Origin of the sequence: Cohnella sp. SGD-V74, assembly GCF_003001675.1 — a bacterium.
Lineage (GTDB): Bacteria > Bacillota > Bacilli > Paenibacillales > Paenibacillaceae > Cohnella.
The window spans coordinates 80717-96455 of sequence record NZ_PVYW01000029.1 but is presented as its reverse complement, the minus strand read 5'-3'; the positions used below and the strand labels follow the sequence as shown (position 1 = coordinate 96455).

The 15739-nt window shown below is 58.5% G+C and carries 7 protein-coding genes and 1 tRNA gene; all 8 read left to right on the top strand.

The window, feature by feature from the left end; genetic code table 11:
* Positions 1-234 precede the first annotated feature (234 nt).
* The 8 genes from B0G52_RS32090 (at position 235) to B0G52_RS32060 (ending at position 15706) form a co-directional block, all read left to right on the top strand.
* Positions 235-582 (top strand): baseplate J/gp47 family protein, encoded by a 348-nt coding sequence (locus B0G52_RS32090; protein WP_094050522.1) that lies wholly within the window; start codon positions 235-237, stop codon positions 580-582.
* A gap of 14 nt (positions 583-596) precedes the next feature.
* A complete protein-coding gene (locus B0G52_RS36025; RefSeq protein WP_198960771.1) occupies positions 597-749 on the top strand; it encodes a hypothetical protein in 153 nt (50 codons plus the stop codon).
* Between the two features lie 23 nt (positions 750-772).
* Complete coding sequence (locus tag B0G52_RS32085) at positions 773-925, top strand: small acid-soluble spore protein P (protein ID WP_094050515.1); 153 nt, start codon at positions 773-775, stop codon at positions 923-925.
* A gap of 161 nt (positions 926-1086) precedes the next feature.
* Positions 1087-2004 (top strand): YitT family protein, encoded by a 918-nt coding sequence (locus B0G52_RS32080; RefSeq protein ID WP_094050514.1) that lies wholly within the window; start codon positions 1087-1089, stop codon positions 2002-2004.
* Positions 2005-2137: 133 nt separating this feature from the next.
* A complete protein-coding gene (locus B0G52_RS32075) occupies positions 2138-3229 on the top strand; it encodes a hypothetical protein (protein WP_094050513.1) in 1092 nt (363 codons plus the stop codon).
* A gap of 162 nt (positions 3230-3391) precedes the next feature.
* Positions 3392-5692, top strand: a complete 2301-nt coding sequence (locus tag B0G52_RS32070; RefSeq protein ID WP_158223973.1) for a right-handed parallel beta-helix repeat-containing protein — start codon at positions 3392-3394, stop codon at positions 5690-5692.
* Positions 5693-6017: 325 nt separating this feature from the next.
* On the top strand, positions 6018-15359 hold the full coding sequence (locus B0G52_RS32065) for an S-layer homology domain-containing protein (protein ID WP_158223972.1): 9342 nt from the start codon (positions 6018-6020) through the stop codon (positions 15357-15359).
* Between the two features lie 272 nt (positions 15360-15631).
* Positions 15632-15706: transfer RNA gene (locus B0G52_RS32060), tRNA-Arg, on the top strand.
* Positions 15707-15739 lie beyond the last annotated feature (33 nt).

The window sequence follows — 15739 nt, the reverse complement described above, 5'->3', positions numbered from 1 at the left end:
GGATTTTTTATATAATCGCCATGAAAAACACTTATATTATTACATATATAGCTAATTGTAGTTATTTTCGCGTGAAGTTTTATGCAACGCTAGTGCGCCGCACGAGCATATCACACCCGTCGTTCCGTGGATGCCCCGAATAAGCCCGTCACACGAGCATAGCTCATTTTCCGCCCGAAGCTTCGAATAAGATAGCGCCAAGAGGCCAAGCTAATGGAAGTGGAGGTGCTTAAGATGCCAAGCAACGATGAACTCGCCGTACCGCAAGACGATCTGGTGGAAGCGTGGAAGAGAACGCTGCCCGAACGGCTTGCGCCCGGCGACACGGCCGACGTATATGCGGACGGAGCCGATCCGCGCGCTTTTCATGTGCATATTAAGACGGCGGGACGGCAGATGATGGAATTCGATTTCGCCGTTCAATACGTCGACAGCAGGGAAATCGACATTCAGCTGAAGGACGTGGAGAAGGACGGCCAGACGGTCGACGAGAGTCCCGAGCAAATTCAGGAGCTGATCGGCGACTACCGTCGGCACTTGCACGAGACCGCGCAAGCGTTGCATCATTTTACCCATACGTAGAAGGGGCGAGGAAAATGGCGGACAAAAATCTGCGCAACGTCGTGAAGGATCTGGAGAACAATCCGGTCAATTCGCACCAGGCTCAGCAGAATCAGCAGAAGAAAAACGACCGAAGGCATCAGGATGCGCTCAATCACGATAAGACAACGGACCTGGAACATCTATAACGAGAAGAGGAGACGATAGCGCCATGAGCAAACCAAAGTCGCAATCCGTGCCTCAACCCGACGAAGAGCACGGCCCCCGTCACTCCGTCGTGGACCACCAGCCCAACAAGCCGCTATCCGGCTCGAAAAAAGTGAAGAACCGCAATCACACCCGACATAATAACGCGGAAGGTTAATCACCGTTCGCAATCGATCTAATCCCGGCCCTGTGCCGGGATTTTTTTCCATGAGCGACGACTTGAGGCCGCATCGCTTGTTTCCGTGACTGTGTTAGGTTTACCCCTAGTATAGGGATTGGTATAATAGATTCATGAAGCTCGAAGGAGGAACTAGTCTCATGTCCGATGCAGCAACATCTCTGGATGCGCCAACCTCTGTGAATGCGGCGAAACCGATACAGCACCATAAGCAAGCCCCACTGGAAATCTTTCGTCGCACCGTCTTGATTATAGTTGGAGCGATTCTCGTAGCTGTAGCTTTGGAAATCTTCCTCGTCAACAACTCGATCATAGACGGCGGCATCACGGGCATCTCGATTATGTCCTCCTACCTAAGCGCACTTCCGATCGGAGTCTTCCTCTTCATCCTCAACCTACCCTTTCTCATTCTCGGTTACCGAACGATAGGCAAGACCTTTGCGTTATCCACGCTCCTCGGCGTAGCGGTACTGTCCGTATCCACTTATCTGCTCCATCCCTACAAACCTTTCACCGACGATATTTTGTTAGCCGCCGTATTCGGAGGAATTTTCTTGGGCGCGGGGACCGGCATCGTGATCCGGGCGGGCGGATCGTTGGACGGGACGGAGATCGTCGCCATTCTGCTCAACCGCAAATCTCCTTTTTCCGTAGGGCAAGTGGTTATGTTCATCAACTTCTTCATTCTGAGCAGCGCGGGGTTCGTCTATAGCTGGGACCGGGCGATGTTCTCGATGATTGCATACTATATCGCGTTCAAGGTAATCGATCTTACGATAGAAGGCTTCGACGAGTCGAAATCCTGCTGGATTATCAGCGATCAGCACAAGGAGATCGGGGACGCGATCACGGCGCGTCTTGGGCGCGGCGTGACGTACCTGCACGGGGAAGGCGGATACACGGGAGACTCGAAGAAGGTGATCTTCTGCGTCATTAACCGTCTGGAAGAAGCGAAGCTGAAGACGATCGTGGGAGAGATGGATCCTGCGGCGTTCCTGGCGGTCGGCAACATCCACGACGTGAAGGGCGGACGGTTCAAGAAGAAAGACATTCATTAACAGGCTTTACGGATCTTTCAGGAATTTAACAAAAATTTAGGGTTAAAGGTCTTTCACCCTGCTGGGAAATCAGTTACAATGAACTTTGTTTTGATTTTCAGATTTTAGATTACTTGGAAGGGGTTTTTGCATTTTGTTCAAGCGTAAGTTAGGTTTCGCCATTGTTGCGATGCTGTTAACGGTTGCCCTGGTACTCAGCGGTTGCACCAAAGACAAGTCGCCGAAAGACGCTATCCAGTCGTCGATGTCGAAATCAGCGGATATTAAATCGTATAATTTCAAAGGCAGCATGGTCATCGAAGATTTCAACTTCCCTTCGGATGGGGAAAGCGCGGCTGAAGCGGCAGCCGTCTTGAACCTGCTGAAGAGCGCCGAGCTGTCCTGGACGGGCGCTTACCGCGCCGATCCGATGCTGATGGAGCTCAACCTCCAATTGGCATTGAAGGGCGACCTGGCTATTACCTTTAACGTTCCGGTCATCATGACGCAGAAGAAGGTTTGGGTTAAAATTCCGAACATTCCGATGCTGCCGATTCCGGAAAGCGTACAAAACAAGTTCGTCGAGCTCGATCTGGAGCAGCTTGCGGAAGAGTCCGGTCAACCGTTGCCTAACGTTGACGTGGCGAAATCCCAGAAGCTCTCGAACGATCTGCTCGAGATCGTGTTCAAGCACGTGGAAGAAGACACTTACTTGAAGTCGGTCAAAGCGAAGGACGCAGGTCTGCCTGCCGACGTCGACGCCAAGCAAGTCATTCAATTCCACCTGGATCAATCCCAGCTCGAAGGCTTCATCAATACCGTCATCGAGAAGATCGCTCCGGAAATCATCGAGCTTCTGTCGACGAACGCGGAATATCGCGATATGCTGCAGCTGAAGCAAGAAGATCTCGATGAAGCGAAGACGGCTCTGGCCGACGTGAAGAGCGGCGAAGTATCCGAAGCTCTCGCGGAAATGAAGCAAGAGCTCAAGAAGCTGGATCTGACCGTTAACTTCGCTCTGGATAAGAAAGAATATCCGGTCTATACGGACGCCAAGATCAGCGCCGCTATCGAATCGGAAGAGTTGACGGGCAGCGTGGGCATCAAGCTTGTCTCCCACACGACCGGCATCAACGAAGAGCCGAAGTTCGAGACCGGCGAACCGAAAGCCGAAGAAATCATGACCATGGAAGAAGTTGAAGCGGAAATGGGCGGCATGTTCGGCGGCTTTGAAGAAGAGTTCTAAACTAGAGAGATAGAGAAGACAGGAAGCCCTGCCGAGCCGGCGGGGCTTCTTTCTATGTCCCTTCAAGCCGTTCATGGAATTTTGGAACGGGAGAAGATTAGCTCTCATAGCATGTCCTGCGAGCCGAAATCGAAAGCTCGACATCTATGGGGGTGGTTTGCATTGACACAGGAGAGAAGCGCATCGTATCGGATCGATCTGACGGAGTTCGGAATTTACAATGACGGAACGCACGCGGCGGAGACGACCGCGGGAATCAACGACGCAATCTCTTGGGCGATGGCGGAAGGGTACAATCATGTGCTCTTGCCCGGCGGGCATTACATGGTGAGGCTGGACCCGGCTACATTTTCCGCGATTATCGTCCCTAGCGGTCTGCACTTCGAAATGGCGCAAGATTGCGTTGTCGAAATGGAGGGCAATTCGTCGCCGAACTATAACGTTTTCCAGCTGAAAGGGGTTCATGACTGCAAAATTACCGGAGGGACGATCGTAGGAGACAAGGAGACGCATGTCTATGAAATTTACGTCGGGTTCGAGAGAGGCGGCGTAAACCCGGACGGATCTCTCAACAGCGATCCGAACTGGATTCGCAGCGAGGTGCTGGACCGTTACGAGCATCCCGGCCTGCTATCGACCTTCAGGCTGTGGAATACGAACGGATTGGCGGTATCGGGCTATTATTTTTACCAGTACAAGGATTCGGTATCCAGCGCCAATTTCGTCGATTACAGGAACAATGGACAATTCGCTCCCGGCGCTCCGACCGGTCGAGGCTGGTTCCTGAACCCGGACATGAGCGCGAACAACAAAATGATCTTCGCCATCAATATTACCGGACTGGGGCTGACCGACCCGGACATTGCCGCCCTGGGCATGAAGGTGGACAACATGTACTATACCCACGAAGGCGGACACGGAATCGGACTGTATGGGGCCAATCATATTTTGATCGACGATGTCGAAATTTACGCGTGCGCCGGGGATGGCATCATGGTCGGCGTCCAGCAGCATCATCCCGATCCGAACGACTACACGCAGGAAGAGATGGGACAGCACATTACCATCCGCAACTGCGATATCCATCATTGCCGGAGGCAGGGCATCTCGCTGTGCGGCTCGAACGACGTCTACGTCTACAACAACGAGATTCACCATATCGGACTGGACGAGGACGGCGTAACGAGCGACTTCCGCAACGGCACAGCCCCGATGTTCGGCATCGACGTGGAATCGATGGTCGGGGAGAGCAACATTCCGTTCAGAACGCCCGATCAGCCGATCGGCCTGGAGCTTAACCATCGCATTTACATTTCCAACAACCATATCTACAACAATTACAAAGGCCACTTCGTCAACTGCGACGGCTATTATATCACACTGGAAAACAACACGTTCGAAGGCTACAATGTCGGAGGCGTCTGCTCGTATCCGAACTACCGGTTTATCCAGTATCTCAACAATACGTTTATCGAGTGCGAGCTATGGGTGCAGGGGGACCACTTCGTCAATGGCGGGGTGTTCTACAAAGGCAACCTGAAGCTGCTCGATGTGCGAGGCGCTGTCGTGCAGAACATCCAGATCAAGGACGGCAGCTTCTACGGCTCCAGCGTATACGGGTATTTCGGAACGCCTGCGGTTAATGTCTCGACAGGGACTTTCACTTACGCGTCTCCCCATGGAATGGGCAACGGCGCGCAAATCTGCTTCGAGCAGTGGGCAGGCAGAGTTCCCGCCGGGATTAGCGTGGACAAGCTGTACTACACGGTCAATATTACCTCTACGAGCTTCCAGGTTGCGGAGACGAAGGGCGGAACACCGGTGACCATTACGGATGCGGGAGAATCCGGATTTAATATCAGCCGGTACAATTACGGACGGTGCTATATCTCCAATGTGACGGTGGAGCGGGACTGGCGGCCGGACAATGCTCTGACTCCGAAATTCAGCGTGCTGGCGACGGGCGCGGTCATGCGCAACATTACGGTGAAAAACTATGACGTGTCCGTGCTCGTTCCCCAGAACTATGCCGGACGCCCGAATACGATCGAAGGGTTGACGCTGATCGAAGGTTCGGCGCGTTTCGAGGGTACGCATGTCTCGGGAAGCCAATTTTTGCGGGCCAAGAGCACGCTGCTCGGCGCCACGGACATTCAGTTCGGCTCCAACATGGCCGCCTTTCCTCGCAAGATTACGGTTCAGGGCTGCCGCTTCCATCGTCTGGGAACGGTTCTGGAGGGCAATACGGTCGTGACGGACAGCCAATTCCAAGACGCCGTCATCGGCAAGGCCAACAATGGCAACAAAGCGATCGTCTCCGGCAGCTACCTGGAGAATACGAACGTGAACGGCTACTGGCTTAACCAGAACGATTCTCTCACGTTGGCCGGCAATGTGTTCAACAACGTTACCGTTACTGGCGTGAGTCCTTATGTGAAGCAGATCAATAATTCGGCGTTGTAAAAAGTCTGTCCAGGTCCGGTCCCTCAGTGAAGGGGCCGTTTTTTTCTTGTGGAGGTCCTATGACTCGCGGCGAAAAAAAGTGACTGCCATGACAAAACCGATGACAACCGCTCACTAGACGGGATTACAGGGGATCCTTACGCTGAAAGGAGTACCCCTCGCATGAGTCCAACAGGTCCGCGAGGGCGATTCATTGTGCCGGATCGACCGTCATTGTGCGGATGACAGCATCGGGAGACGGGGCGGGACGTATGGCGGCTCGAGTCGGATAAAGGGAGGAATGGGACCAGTGTTGCATACATATCGGAAAGCAGGGAGCGGATCGATGACAAGCGGATGGATGTCGGGCTTCAAGAGGCGTTGGCGGAGCACGCGGAAATACGGGTTTACTCTGCTGCTTACGGCGTCGCTGCTGATGAGCAGCTTCGAACAACTGGCCGTTGCGCAGGAGCGGCCGTCAGGTGACCCTATGGCTTCGTTCGCTGAATGGATCGGGCAGCTGAGCGGAGAACTGCAAGGTGAAGAAGGCGCTTCGATCGACAATGTCGTATACGGCGATGAAGGGAACTTCTCGGTCACGGATGCCGTATATGGCCTGCCGGTCAAGATCAGCGCCGCTGTCGGAGGGGCGCCTGGGACAGGCGACAGCAAGTCCGCGTCGGTGAGCGGCGACGGTCGCTATGTCGCGTTCGCGTCGGCCGGCTCGAATCTCGTGGACGGGGACACGAATGGCAGGCAGGATGTGTTCCTTCACGATCGGCAATTCGGCACGACGAAGCGGATCAGCTTCGGAGCGGGCGGCGTTCAATCGAACGGCGACAGCTATGCGCCCTATGTCAGCTTCGACGGGGCGTATGTGTTGTTCACATCGAAGGCGACGAATCTGGTTAGCGGGGATACGAATAACCATGAGGATCTATTCCTCTACGATGCGGTTACAGATTCCGTACAGCGGATTGCATCCTTCGTCTCAGGCTCGGAATTCGCCGGAGCGGGCAGCTCCTACGGGATCAGCGCCGATGGTCGCTATGTCGCTTATGCGGGCAAGCCCGCCTCTAGCGGAACGCATGACATCTGGCGTCTGGATCGGCGGACCGACACGGTGAAGCGCGTGGCGCAACAGACCTACATCTACGAGACGTTCCGTTCGAGGGTGTCGATCAGCGCGGACGGCCGCTTCATTGCCTTCGATTCGATCGGCACGAAAATCGTGCCCGACGATACGAGAACGACGATCGGCAGCAACGACCGGGCAGTCTATTTGTACGACGCCGCGCTGGATGAGATGAAGATGATCAGCCGGTCGCCGACCGGAGAGCGCGGCAATCATTACAGCTATTATCCGATTATCAGCGCGGACGGCCGTTATGTCGCTTATCTGTCCAAGGCGAGCAATATCGTTCCGGCGGATACGCAGCAGGTTCAGGACGTGTACGTCTACGATCGCGTGAATGGCACAACGGAGCTGGCCAGCCTGAACGGCCAAGGGCAGCAGGTCCCGATGGACGCCTTCGATCCTTCGATCAGCGCGGACGGCCGTTACGTAGCGTTTCATACCGACGGCGCCTTCGATCCGGCCGACGGCGGCAGGGCGGACGTTTACGTGCGTGACCGGATTGCCGGTGCGACAAGGTGGGTGAGCAAGACGGCAGGCGGCGGCAATGCCGATCAGCCGGCGGATCGTGCAGTGTTGAGCGCGGATGGAGCTGCCGTCGTGTTCGAGACGAGCGCGACGAATATGACGGAGACGGCCGAGGCAGACGCCGTTCGAGATTTGTATGCCGTGGCGCTGCCGATGGATGCCGCTGCTCCGGAATGGCCGGGAGGCGCATCCGTGACCGTCGCGCCAGGCGGAACTTATATTGCGCTGAGCTGGCCGGCTGTGCCGGGAGCGGCCTGGTACAAAATATCGATCGATGGCCGGGTAGCGGGCATTACGGCTTCTACTTCGTTCGCCGCGGACGGGTTGGCTCCGGGAACGGCGCACCGCTATCGCGTGGCGGCGGGGACGCCCGGCTACGTCTGGTCGGAGTGGACGGCAGAGTCGACGGCGACGACGCTGGCCGCCCGGGAGACGACGCCCCCGTCCGCTGCGGACGTAACCGCGGCGCCGGAGCTTGGAGGGGCGCTCGTATCCTGGACGTATCCGCCGGACTCCGATATCGTCGGCGCGAAAGTGCGCTGGCGCAAGCCGGGCGGAGCCGTCTATGAGTCGCCCCTGTACCCGCGCAGCGTCGTTTCGGCGCCGGTGACGAATTTGGAGAACGGCTCGTTTTACGAGTTTTCGGTCGTAATCGTCGATGGTGACGGCAATCGCGGCGAAGGCGCTTGGACGCAAAGCAGGCTGCCGAACGGTCCGGCGATCGTAAGGATCGACGTGCAACGAGAAACGGGTCAACCTGCGCCTGGACACAGTCCCAGTATCGTCGACGTCAGCGACGACGGACGGTATACGCTATTTTTGACCAACATGATTGGACTCGTCCCGGAGGATGACCGCCAGCAATACGATGCGTACAGCTCGACTACCCAATTGTACATGTATGACGCGGAGCGAGGGGCCGTCATGCTCGTCAGCCGCAGCGACGACGGCAAGCTGGGCAACTCCAATTCGAGCTTCGGCACGATCAGCGGAGACGGACGTTACATCGCATTCGGTTCGCGAGCCTCCAATTTGCTGGCGAACACGCCGGATACGAATGGCAAATGGGACGTATTCCTGCTGGATCGGGACGTGAACGATAACGGCGTTTACGATGAGCCCGGCGATACCTCTTTGACCAGGCTGACCGTTCCGGTCCGAAGCGAAGGCCAGGACGGCGACAGTTCGGACCCGGTTATCAGCGCGGACGGCAGCACGATCGTGTTCAGCACGAACGCCCGCAATATCGTCCAATCGCCTCCTTCCGGCACGGGCTATTATGCGGCAACGTACGATACCCGAAGCCGGGCGATGGCGCCGTTGTACATGCCGGACGGCCAATCGCCGCGCATCGCCGGCAGTGGAACGGATCTCAGCGCGGACGGCAAGGTGATGACGTTCGAAACCTTCACCGATCTGGCCGACGGCGATAAGAACGGCAGCTCCGATGTGTATTGGTATGACGGACGGAATCCGGAGGAGCCTCGGCTCGTATGGGTCAGCGGTCTGATTCAGGGCAGCTACGTGTCAGCAGGCTCGCCTTATATGGATGCAAGCGGCCGCCACATCGTGTTCAATGCGACGGTTCGAATCAACACAACCCTGACCAACCGAACTCTCTTATTCGATTCGGAAGCGCCGGCCGGCACCGCGCCCGTGCCGCTGATCGAAATTCCTGCGGGCAGTCCGATGACGCTTGACTCCATGGCTCCTTACGGTCTGAGCGATGACGGGCGTTACGTGCTATTCGGTTCTTCCGGCAAGCACATCGTGCCTGGGGATACGGACAGCATCAGCAATTTGTTCCTATGGGACCGGATGACGCAGCAAGCCTCGCAAGTCAGCGTTCCCTACGATCCGGCTTTGCCGATCACGGCCGGTTCGGATCTCGGTCTGCTAAGCGGCGACGCCACGCGCGCTGCCTTCAGATCCGCGATGATGAACATGGTTCGCGGCAGCGAACGCATCGAATCCGGACTGTACTTGCAGCGAATCTCGCTTTCGGAGGCGGTATTGGCGGATCTGGTGCTGACCGCGCAGGGCACAGAGATTGGGCTCGAATGGGGCGATCCGGCGCCGGGCAGCGACATCGATGCCTTCCGCGTCGTGCGCAAGCAAGGCAGCGGCCAGTGGGAGACGTTGGCCGACAATATCAGCGCGGCAACTCGCGCGTATACGGATCGTACGGCGCAGCCCGGCATGACTTATACGTATGCCGTCCATCGTCTCTTCGGCGGCACAGCCTCGCCCTTCTCGGTGGAGAAGACGATAACGATTGCTGGCGGCCTCGGTTCGTTCTCGTACACGACGCCGCTGTATTTCCGGGAATACGCCGGACAGCAGGAAAAGATTGCCCTGCGATTGACGGGAGAGCCGGGTGTCGATCCTGGATCGGCAACGGCGCAGCTCGAGTATACGGATAGCGATGGAGTCCAGAGAACCAAGCGCGTTAATCTGACAGAAGACAATACGGCTCCCGGCGTCTACACCGGCGAATTGGAAGTGCCGGAACTGGCCGCAGAGTTGTTGTCGCTGAAAGGCACGCTGGAGACGTCGGATGGAAGCGTGCTTGAGAAGGAGGCGCTGCGGAAGCCAATCCCGGTCGGAGCGACTGCGCTCGTGGAGGTGGCGGGCAATGCCGCTCCCGAAGATGGAGTGCTGACGATACGAAGCGCTTCCGCCCATGCGAACCAATCGGTTGTGTTGGGCGGCAGATCAACGATCGAGTTCAGGGGATTGCCTCCTGCGAACGACTATACGTTTGTGTTGATCGGCGCGGGCGGGGTCGATTTGCTCAGCGAAAACCCGGAGCGGCCGCCTTCTCTAGACGTGCGAGCGGGCGATCGGAGAAACGTTCGGGTCGAGCCGATGCTGCCAGCCAGCTTGACGCTTGCTATCTCCAACGAGCGCGGTTCGTTCGGCGGGGTCCATGTGGTCGTCTCCGACGAGTCGGGGCGCACGATAGCGGCTGGGACGACGCTGCAGAACGGATGGCTGACATTCGCGCCCTTCCGGCAGATGACCGGCAGGCAGGCGAAGATCGTCGCTACCCCGTCCGATCCGGTGTACGCTCCGGTCGAGCTGACCTTGGAGCTTAAGGGAGGCAGCCAGAACGAGTCGATCCGGATTCCGCTGCGCACCGACGCCGCGATCGCGGGAACGATCGTCGATCCGGAAGGGAAGCCGGTTCGCGGCGCGACTGTGCAGGTCTCCTCCCGCGGGAGCAACTTCCAGACCGTCACCGACGAGAACGGCGAATATTCGCTGTCGGTACCGGCAGGGGACGTTCAGCTGCAGGTGCTGATCGAAGGCGGCTTCAGCGGAGGCTGGGTGAAATTAAGAGCGGAGAGCGGACAGACGCTGAGGCATAACTTCCGGTTCAGCACGCCGGTGCCGGCGGTCATTAAACTGAATTTGTACACGGAAGACGTTAGCGGCGTCTGGATCGGGCCTTATGAGCTGGATTGGCGGGAATTTGTCCATTTCCATATTCATACGACGGGTCATAGAGCGGGAGGCTATCATCCGCTGCTTGTCTATGCTGCTGTAGGCGATAAGGTGAACGTCTGCGCGAACGGTGCAGAAGGCGGATACGATTCGGGCTGCGTGGAGGTCGTCATCGATGACGACCGGCGAGTCGAAGCGGAGCTGAGACTTCAGCGGCTGCGAAGCAACGTCGACGGCAGCTTGACCGAGACGCCGGCATCATTGACCGTCTACAAGCTGGATAACTCCGGAAGGCGGCAATACGCGGCGTCTGCGACGGTGTCCGACAGCCGATTCTCGATCGACCTGCCGGGAAAAGGGCTTTACGAGCTTAGGGCTCAATACGCGAGATCCGGCGCAACGGTGATTCGCACCTTCGAGCTGGACGATAACGACGAGATCGATCTGGGCGAACTGAGTCCCGAGCCGATGGGCACGTTCGCCCGGCATGCCGGCAACTATGTGCTGCTCGGCACTTCCAACGCCGTGCCCGGCACAACCGTTACGGTTCGCATCGGCTATCGCAACGGCAGCTCCGAGCAAGCCGGATCAGCGTCCGTTCTGCTGGATGTGCCCGCCGGGGCAACACTCGTACCCGGCAGCGCCGTGTGGAACGGGCAGCCCGTATCGCCGACGGAGACGAACGGCAAGTATATTCTTAACTTAGGAAACGTGCCCGCTCAGGGTACGGGAACGATTCAGTACTCGCTGCTGTTGCCGAGCGAATGGTCGGGAGACCATCTGGACGTGTCGCCTCGCATAGCGTTCACTCGGAGAGGCGCGCAGGTCGAGGAAGAGATCGGATTCGCCCGCGCCGCCGTTGCGCAGGTAACTCTGGTTGCGCCGGAACGCACCGCCTATCGCGAATTCCGGGTGACGGGAACGGCGCCGGCCGGAAGCCGCGTCGTCGTATACGCCGGGGATCTGGTAGTCGGAGCGGCAGAGACGACATCGGCCGGCCGATGGGGGATCAAGGCGGCGATGAACGGAGAGACCGCCAACCGTTGGCAATTGCGCGCCGTCGCTTCCCTCGGAGCCAAGTCCTGGAGCAGCGAGCCGCGAACGGTGGACTACGACGAGAATCACGTTGAACCGATCTCCTTCACGATGCAGCAAACCGACGGCCGTAAAATCGTGCTGGACCCCCGGGAGAGCGAGCCGCGCTTCCCTTATGTGTTCGTGCCGACTTTGCCGTTCGTGATGACGGTTAAGTTTAATCATCCGGACCGGGTCCGTGATGTCGCGTTCTATCTGGGCGACACTCGCGTCGAGGCTTCGCTGAAAGACGGCGTGCATACGGCCGTGGCGAGCGGGACGGCGAAGCCGGGTCCGATCGGCATTGACTACCGTGCGCAGGAGGCGCCGACGGAATGGAACGGCCGGGTACCTCCGTCTGCCGAAATCCGCGCCGCGCTGCCGCCTGCCTTCCGCGATGCGACAACGAGCAATTTGACCGTGTCGCAGCGAAGCCCGGACGGAAGCCGGCAGTCGATGACCTACGAAGGCAAGCTGCCCGGCGCCGAAGGCGATGTCGACATGAAGGTAACGGCTTCGCTGGAGCGCACGACTTACACGCCGACGGCAGCCGACTTGGCGCTGGCTGAAGAGACTGGAGTTCCGGTGTACGGCCTAAACCTGAGTCCTTCCTTCAACAACGGGGTGCTGCGCATCGAAATGACCGGCTACTTGCAAGAGTCGGCGCTTCAAGGCGGATTAAACGTCGGCGAGGCGATGGCGTTGCTGGCGGCCGGAGCCGACGCGCAGACGGCCTCAGCGCTGAAGTCGTCCGGCACCGTAGACAAAGGAGCGGAGGTTCGCGCGCTGAGCAGCGGGATCGGCGCAATCGCAACGCGTGTCGTCGTCTTCTTCGGCAAAGAGCAGGGGACGAATACGTGGAAGACGATCGACTCCGCTTGGACCGTCTATGACGGCCGCGGCAGCGGGGATGTGCTCTCCCGCTTGGAAGGGCTGATGGACTACGTCGCGCTTAATTGCGACCCGCGTCTTCAGGATGTGTATCACCATCATATCAATTTCCTGAAAAATCATCTGATCGCAGTGGAGCTGACCAAGGCGGCAATCCTGGTTGCCGGGGCGGTCGCAGGCCCGGCCACGTTCGGCATCGGCACCGTCGCGTTGTTCCTTGTAAGCAATATGACGGGCAAGTTACTGGATGCCCAAATGCAAGGGATGATCGACAATCTGGAAGTCGACCTCCACAACAACCCATATTGCAAGAAGCCGGAGCCAAAGCCGAAGCGGAAGATCGCCGATCCGGAATGGATTTACGATCCGAGCGGCTATGTGTACGAAGTGTCTGAGGACAATCGAATTGAAGGCGTTAAGGCGACGGCGCTTCGTTGGAACGAGGAAGCCGGGCGCTGGGACGTATGGAATTCGGATTGGTATGGACAGGACAATCCGCTGTATACGGATGCGGACGGCCGCTATGCGTGGGATGTGCCGGAAGGCAAGTGGAAGGTGAGGTATGAGAAGGAAGGGTATCTCCCGGCGGAGAGCGAGGAACTGATCGTACTGCCGCCTCACTTCGACGTCAACATCCCGATGGTGTCGACGCTGCCGGCTAAGCCGGTCAGGGTCGAGGCGGCTCCCGGCGGCGCTTCGGTCGATATTCTGTTCGACCGTCACGTAGACGGCGATGCGGTATCCGGTCAACTGTTGGCTGTTATTGATGACGAGGGCGACGTGACAGGCACGTGGGCGGTCGCGGGAACGGTGACCGACGGCGACTCCAAGCGCGTTCGCTTCACGCCGGATGCACCGCTGGCGAACGGCGCCTATCGGATTTATGTCGATGGCGGGCTGACGAGTTACGCAGGCGTGCCGCTCGTCGAACCGTACGAGGAAACGTTCGAAGTGACGGATGAGGGGACGGGACCGGCAGGGGTGCTTGATGTGCAGGCTGAAGCCGACAGCGGCTCCGCGCTTCTCACCTGGAAACTGCCTGACGATACGGAACTGAGCCGCCTTGTCGTCGCCTATCGGAAGTCGGGCTCGAGCGAAGCGCATAAGCTTGTCGAGCTGCGGGAAGTGAGGACGTTCGCGTTGCTGGAAGGGCTCGAGGCCAATACGAGTTATGAGGTCGAGGTGCGCTCCTACGATACCCATGATCGATTCGGCGCGGCGACAATCACGTTCGGTACGGCAGGAGTACAGCCGGCGTCACGCGATTTCGTGCCTCCGGGACCGGTCATCGCCGTTGCGGCGACTCCGGCTGCGAGCAGCGTCGGCATCGCATGGACGGACCCGAACGACAACGATCTGGCCACCATCATGATCCGGTGGACGAAACAAGGTGACACGACAGCTTCCGCTCCGGTATCCGTTCCGAAAGGAGCGGGTCGCCACACGATCAACGGCTTGGCGTCGTCCACGGATTACGAGATCGCGATCTGGACCGTCGACAACGCGGGCAACGCATCCCCGCCGCAGACGCTGAACGCGACGACGAAAGCCGGAAGCGGATCGGGCAATCCGGGAGGCGCAGGCAATCCCGGAAATTCCGGTAACCCAGGCAATTCCGGTCATCCGGGCAGCGCCGATACAGAGCGCGCGGACATTGGAACGGTTGCCGGGGAACTGAAGTTTTTTGACGGGTCCTTCAAGCTGTGGCTGCCTGCCGGAGCGGCGGAAGCAGCGAAACAAGTCGCGGCCACACGGCACGACGATGCGCCAACGCCGGCTTCCGGTCACCTGCGGCTGCTGTCGAAGGCGTATGAATGGAGGCTTGAACCGGAAGGCGGCCGATTGACCGCCGCGGGCAAGCTGACGATCGCGTACGATGAGGCTATGCTCCGCGGGGCGGACATCCGCAAACTCGGCATATACCGTCAAGATGAAGCAGACCGCACCAAGTGGATCTACGTCGGCGGCATTGTCGACGGAGCGGATCGAACCGTGACGGCCGAGACCAAGGAGCCCGGCACATATGCGGTGCTGCTTGCCGAGATAAGGTTCGGCGATCTGGCGAATCACTGGAGCCGCGCCGATGTCGAAGCGCTGGCTGCGCGCGGCATTGTCAGCGGCGACCCGGACGGCTCCTTCCGTCCGAACGGCCGCATCACCCGCGCCGAGTTCGTGAAGCTGCTGATGCCGCTGCTCGGCGCGGATGCCACGGCCGGTGAAGCGCCGGAGTTCGGCGATGTGGCGTCGAACGCCTGGTACGCGCCGTTCGTCTCCCGGGCGGCTGAGGCCGGCATCGTGCAAGGAGCGGGCGGACGGTTCCGTCCGGGCGATCCGGTAACTCGAGAGGAGATGGCGGTTATGCTGTTCCGCGCGCTTCGCGTCGATCCGGACATCAAGCTGAATGCACAGGCCGTGCTCGACGGAATGGCGGACGCCGATCGCGTATCGGGATGGGCGCTGCTGCAAATCGCCTATGCGGTGCAGAACGGATTGCTGCAGGGCGGCAGCGGAGGCAAGCTGCGTCCCGAAGCGACCGCCACGCGGGCGGAGGCTGCCGTTATCGTGCTCCGCGCGCTGACCGCGCAAGGGCTAATTGTAACCAATTCTAAGTAGGCAGGCTGGAAGGGCTGTCCCGACATGGGGCAGTCCTTCTTGCTGCAGTCTGACCAGGGCGTGTATGCAAACCCGCTCAGGGGCATCTATCACCGCCTTTTCGCCCCCTGCTTCGTCACTTTTGCTTGACGTACCTCCGGTACGCCTTCACAAAAGTTCCTTGCATGGAACGAAAATTCGGCAACATCTGCTGTCCTCGGAGGTTGCATACACGCCCTAGGAAAATCTGTTTTGGCGAGTAAAAGGATTTATGTTATAATGTTCATTGCTGTGGCTCCGTAGCTCAACGGATAGAGCAACCCTCTCCTAAAGGGTAGATGTCAGTTCGATTCTGGCCGGGGCCGCCACTTCATACATGTTCAGAGCCGCGTCGCGACGCG

Bases quoted from the DNA above. Each gene is read 5' to 3' on its own strand.
- B0G52_RS32090 (WP_094050522.1), top strand. From the start codon at position 235: ATGCCAAGCAACGATGAACTCGCCGTACCGCAAGACGATCTGGTGGAA.
- B0G52_RS36025 (WP_198960771.1), top strand. From the start codon at position 597: ATGGCGGACAAAAATCTGCGCAACGTCGTGAAGGATCTGGAGAACAAT.
- B0G52_RS32085 (WP_094050515.1), top strand. From the start codon at position 773: ATGAGCAAACCAAAGTCGCAATCCGTGCCTCAACCCGACGAAGAGCAC.
- B0G52_RS32080 (WP_094050514.1), top strand. From the start codon at position 1,087: ATGTCCGATGCAGCAACATCTCTGGATGCGCCAACCTCTGTGAATGCG.
- B0G52_RS32065 (WP_158223972.1), top strand. From the start codon at position 6,018: ATGACAAGCGGATGGATGTCGGGCTTCAAGAGGCGTTGGCGGAGCACG.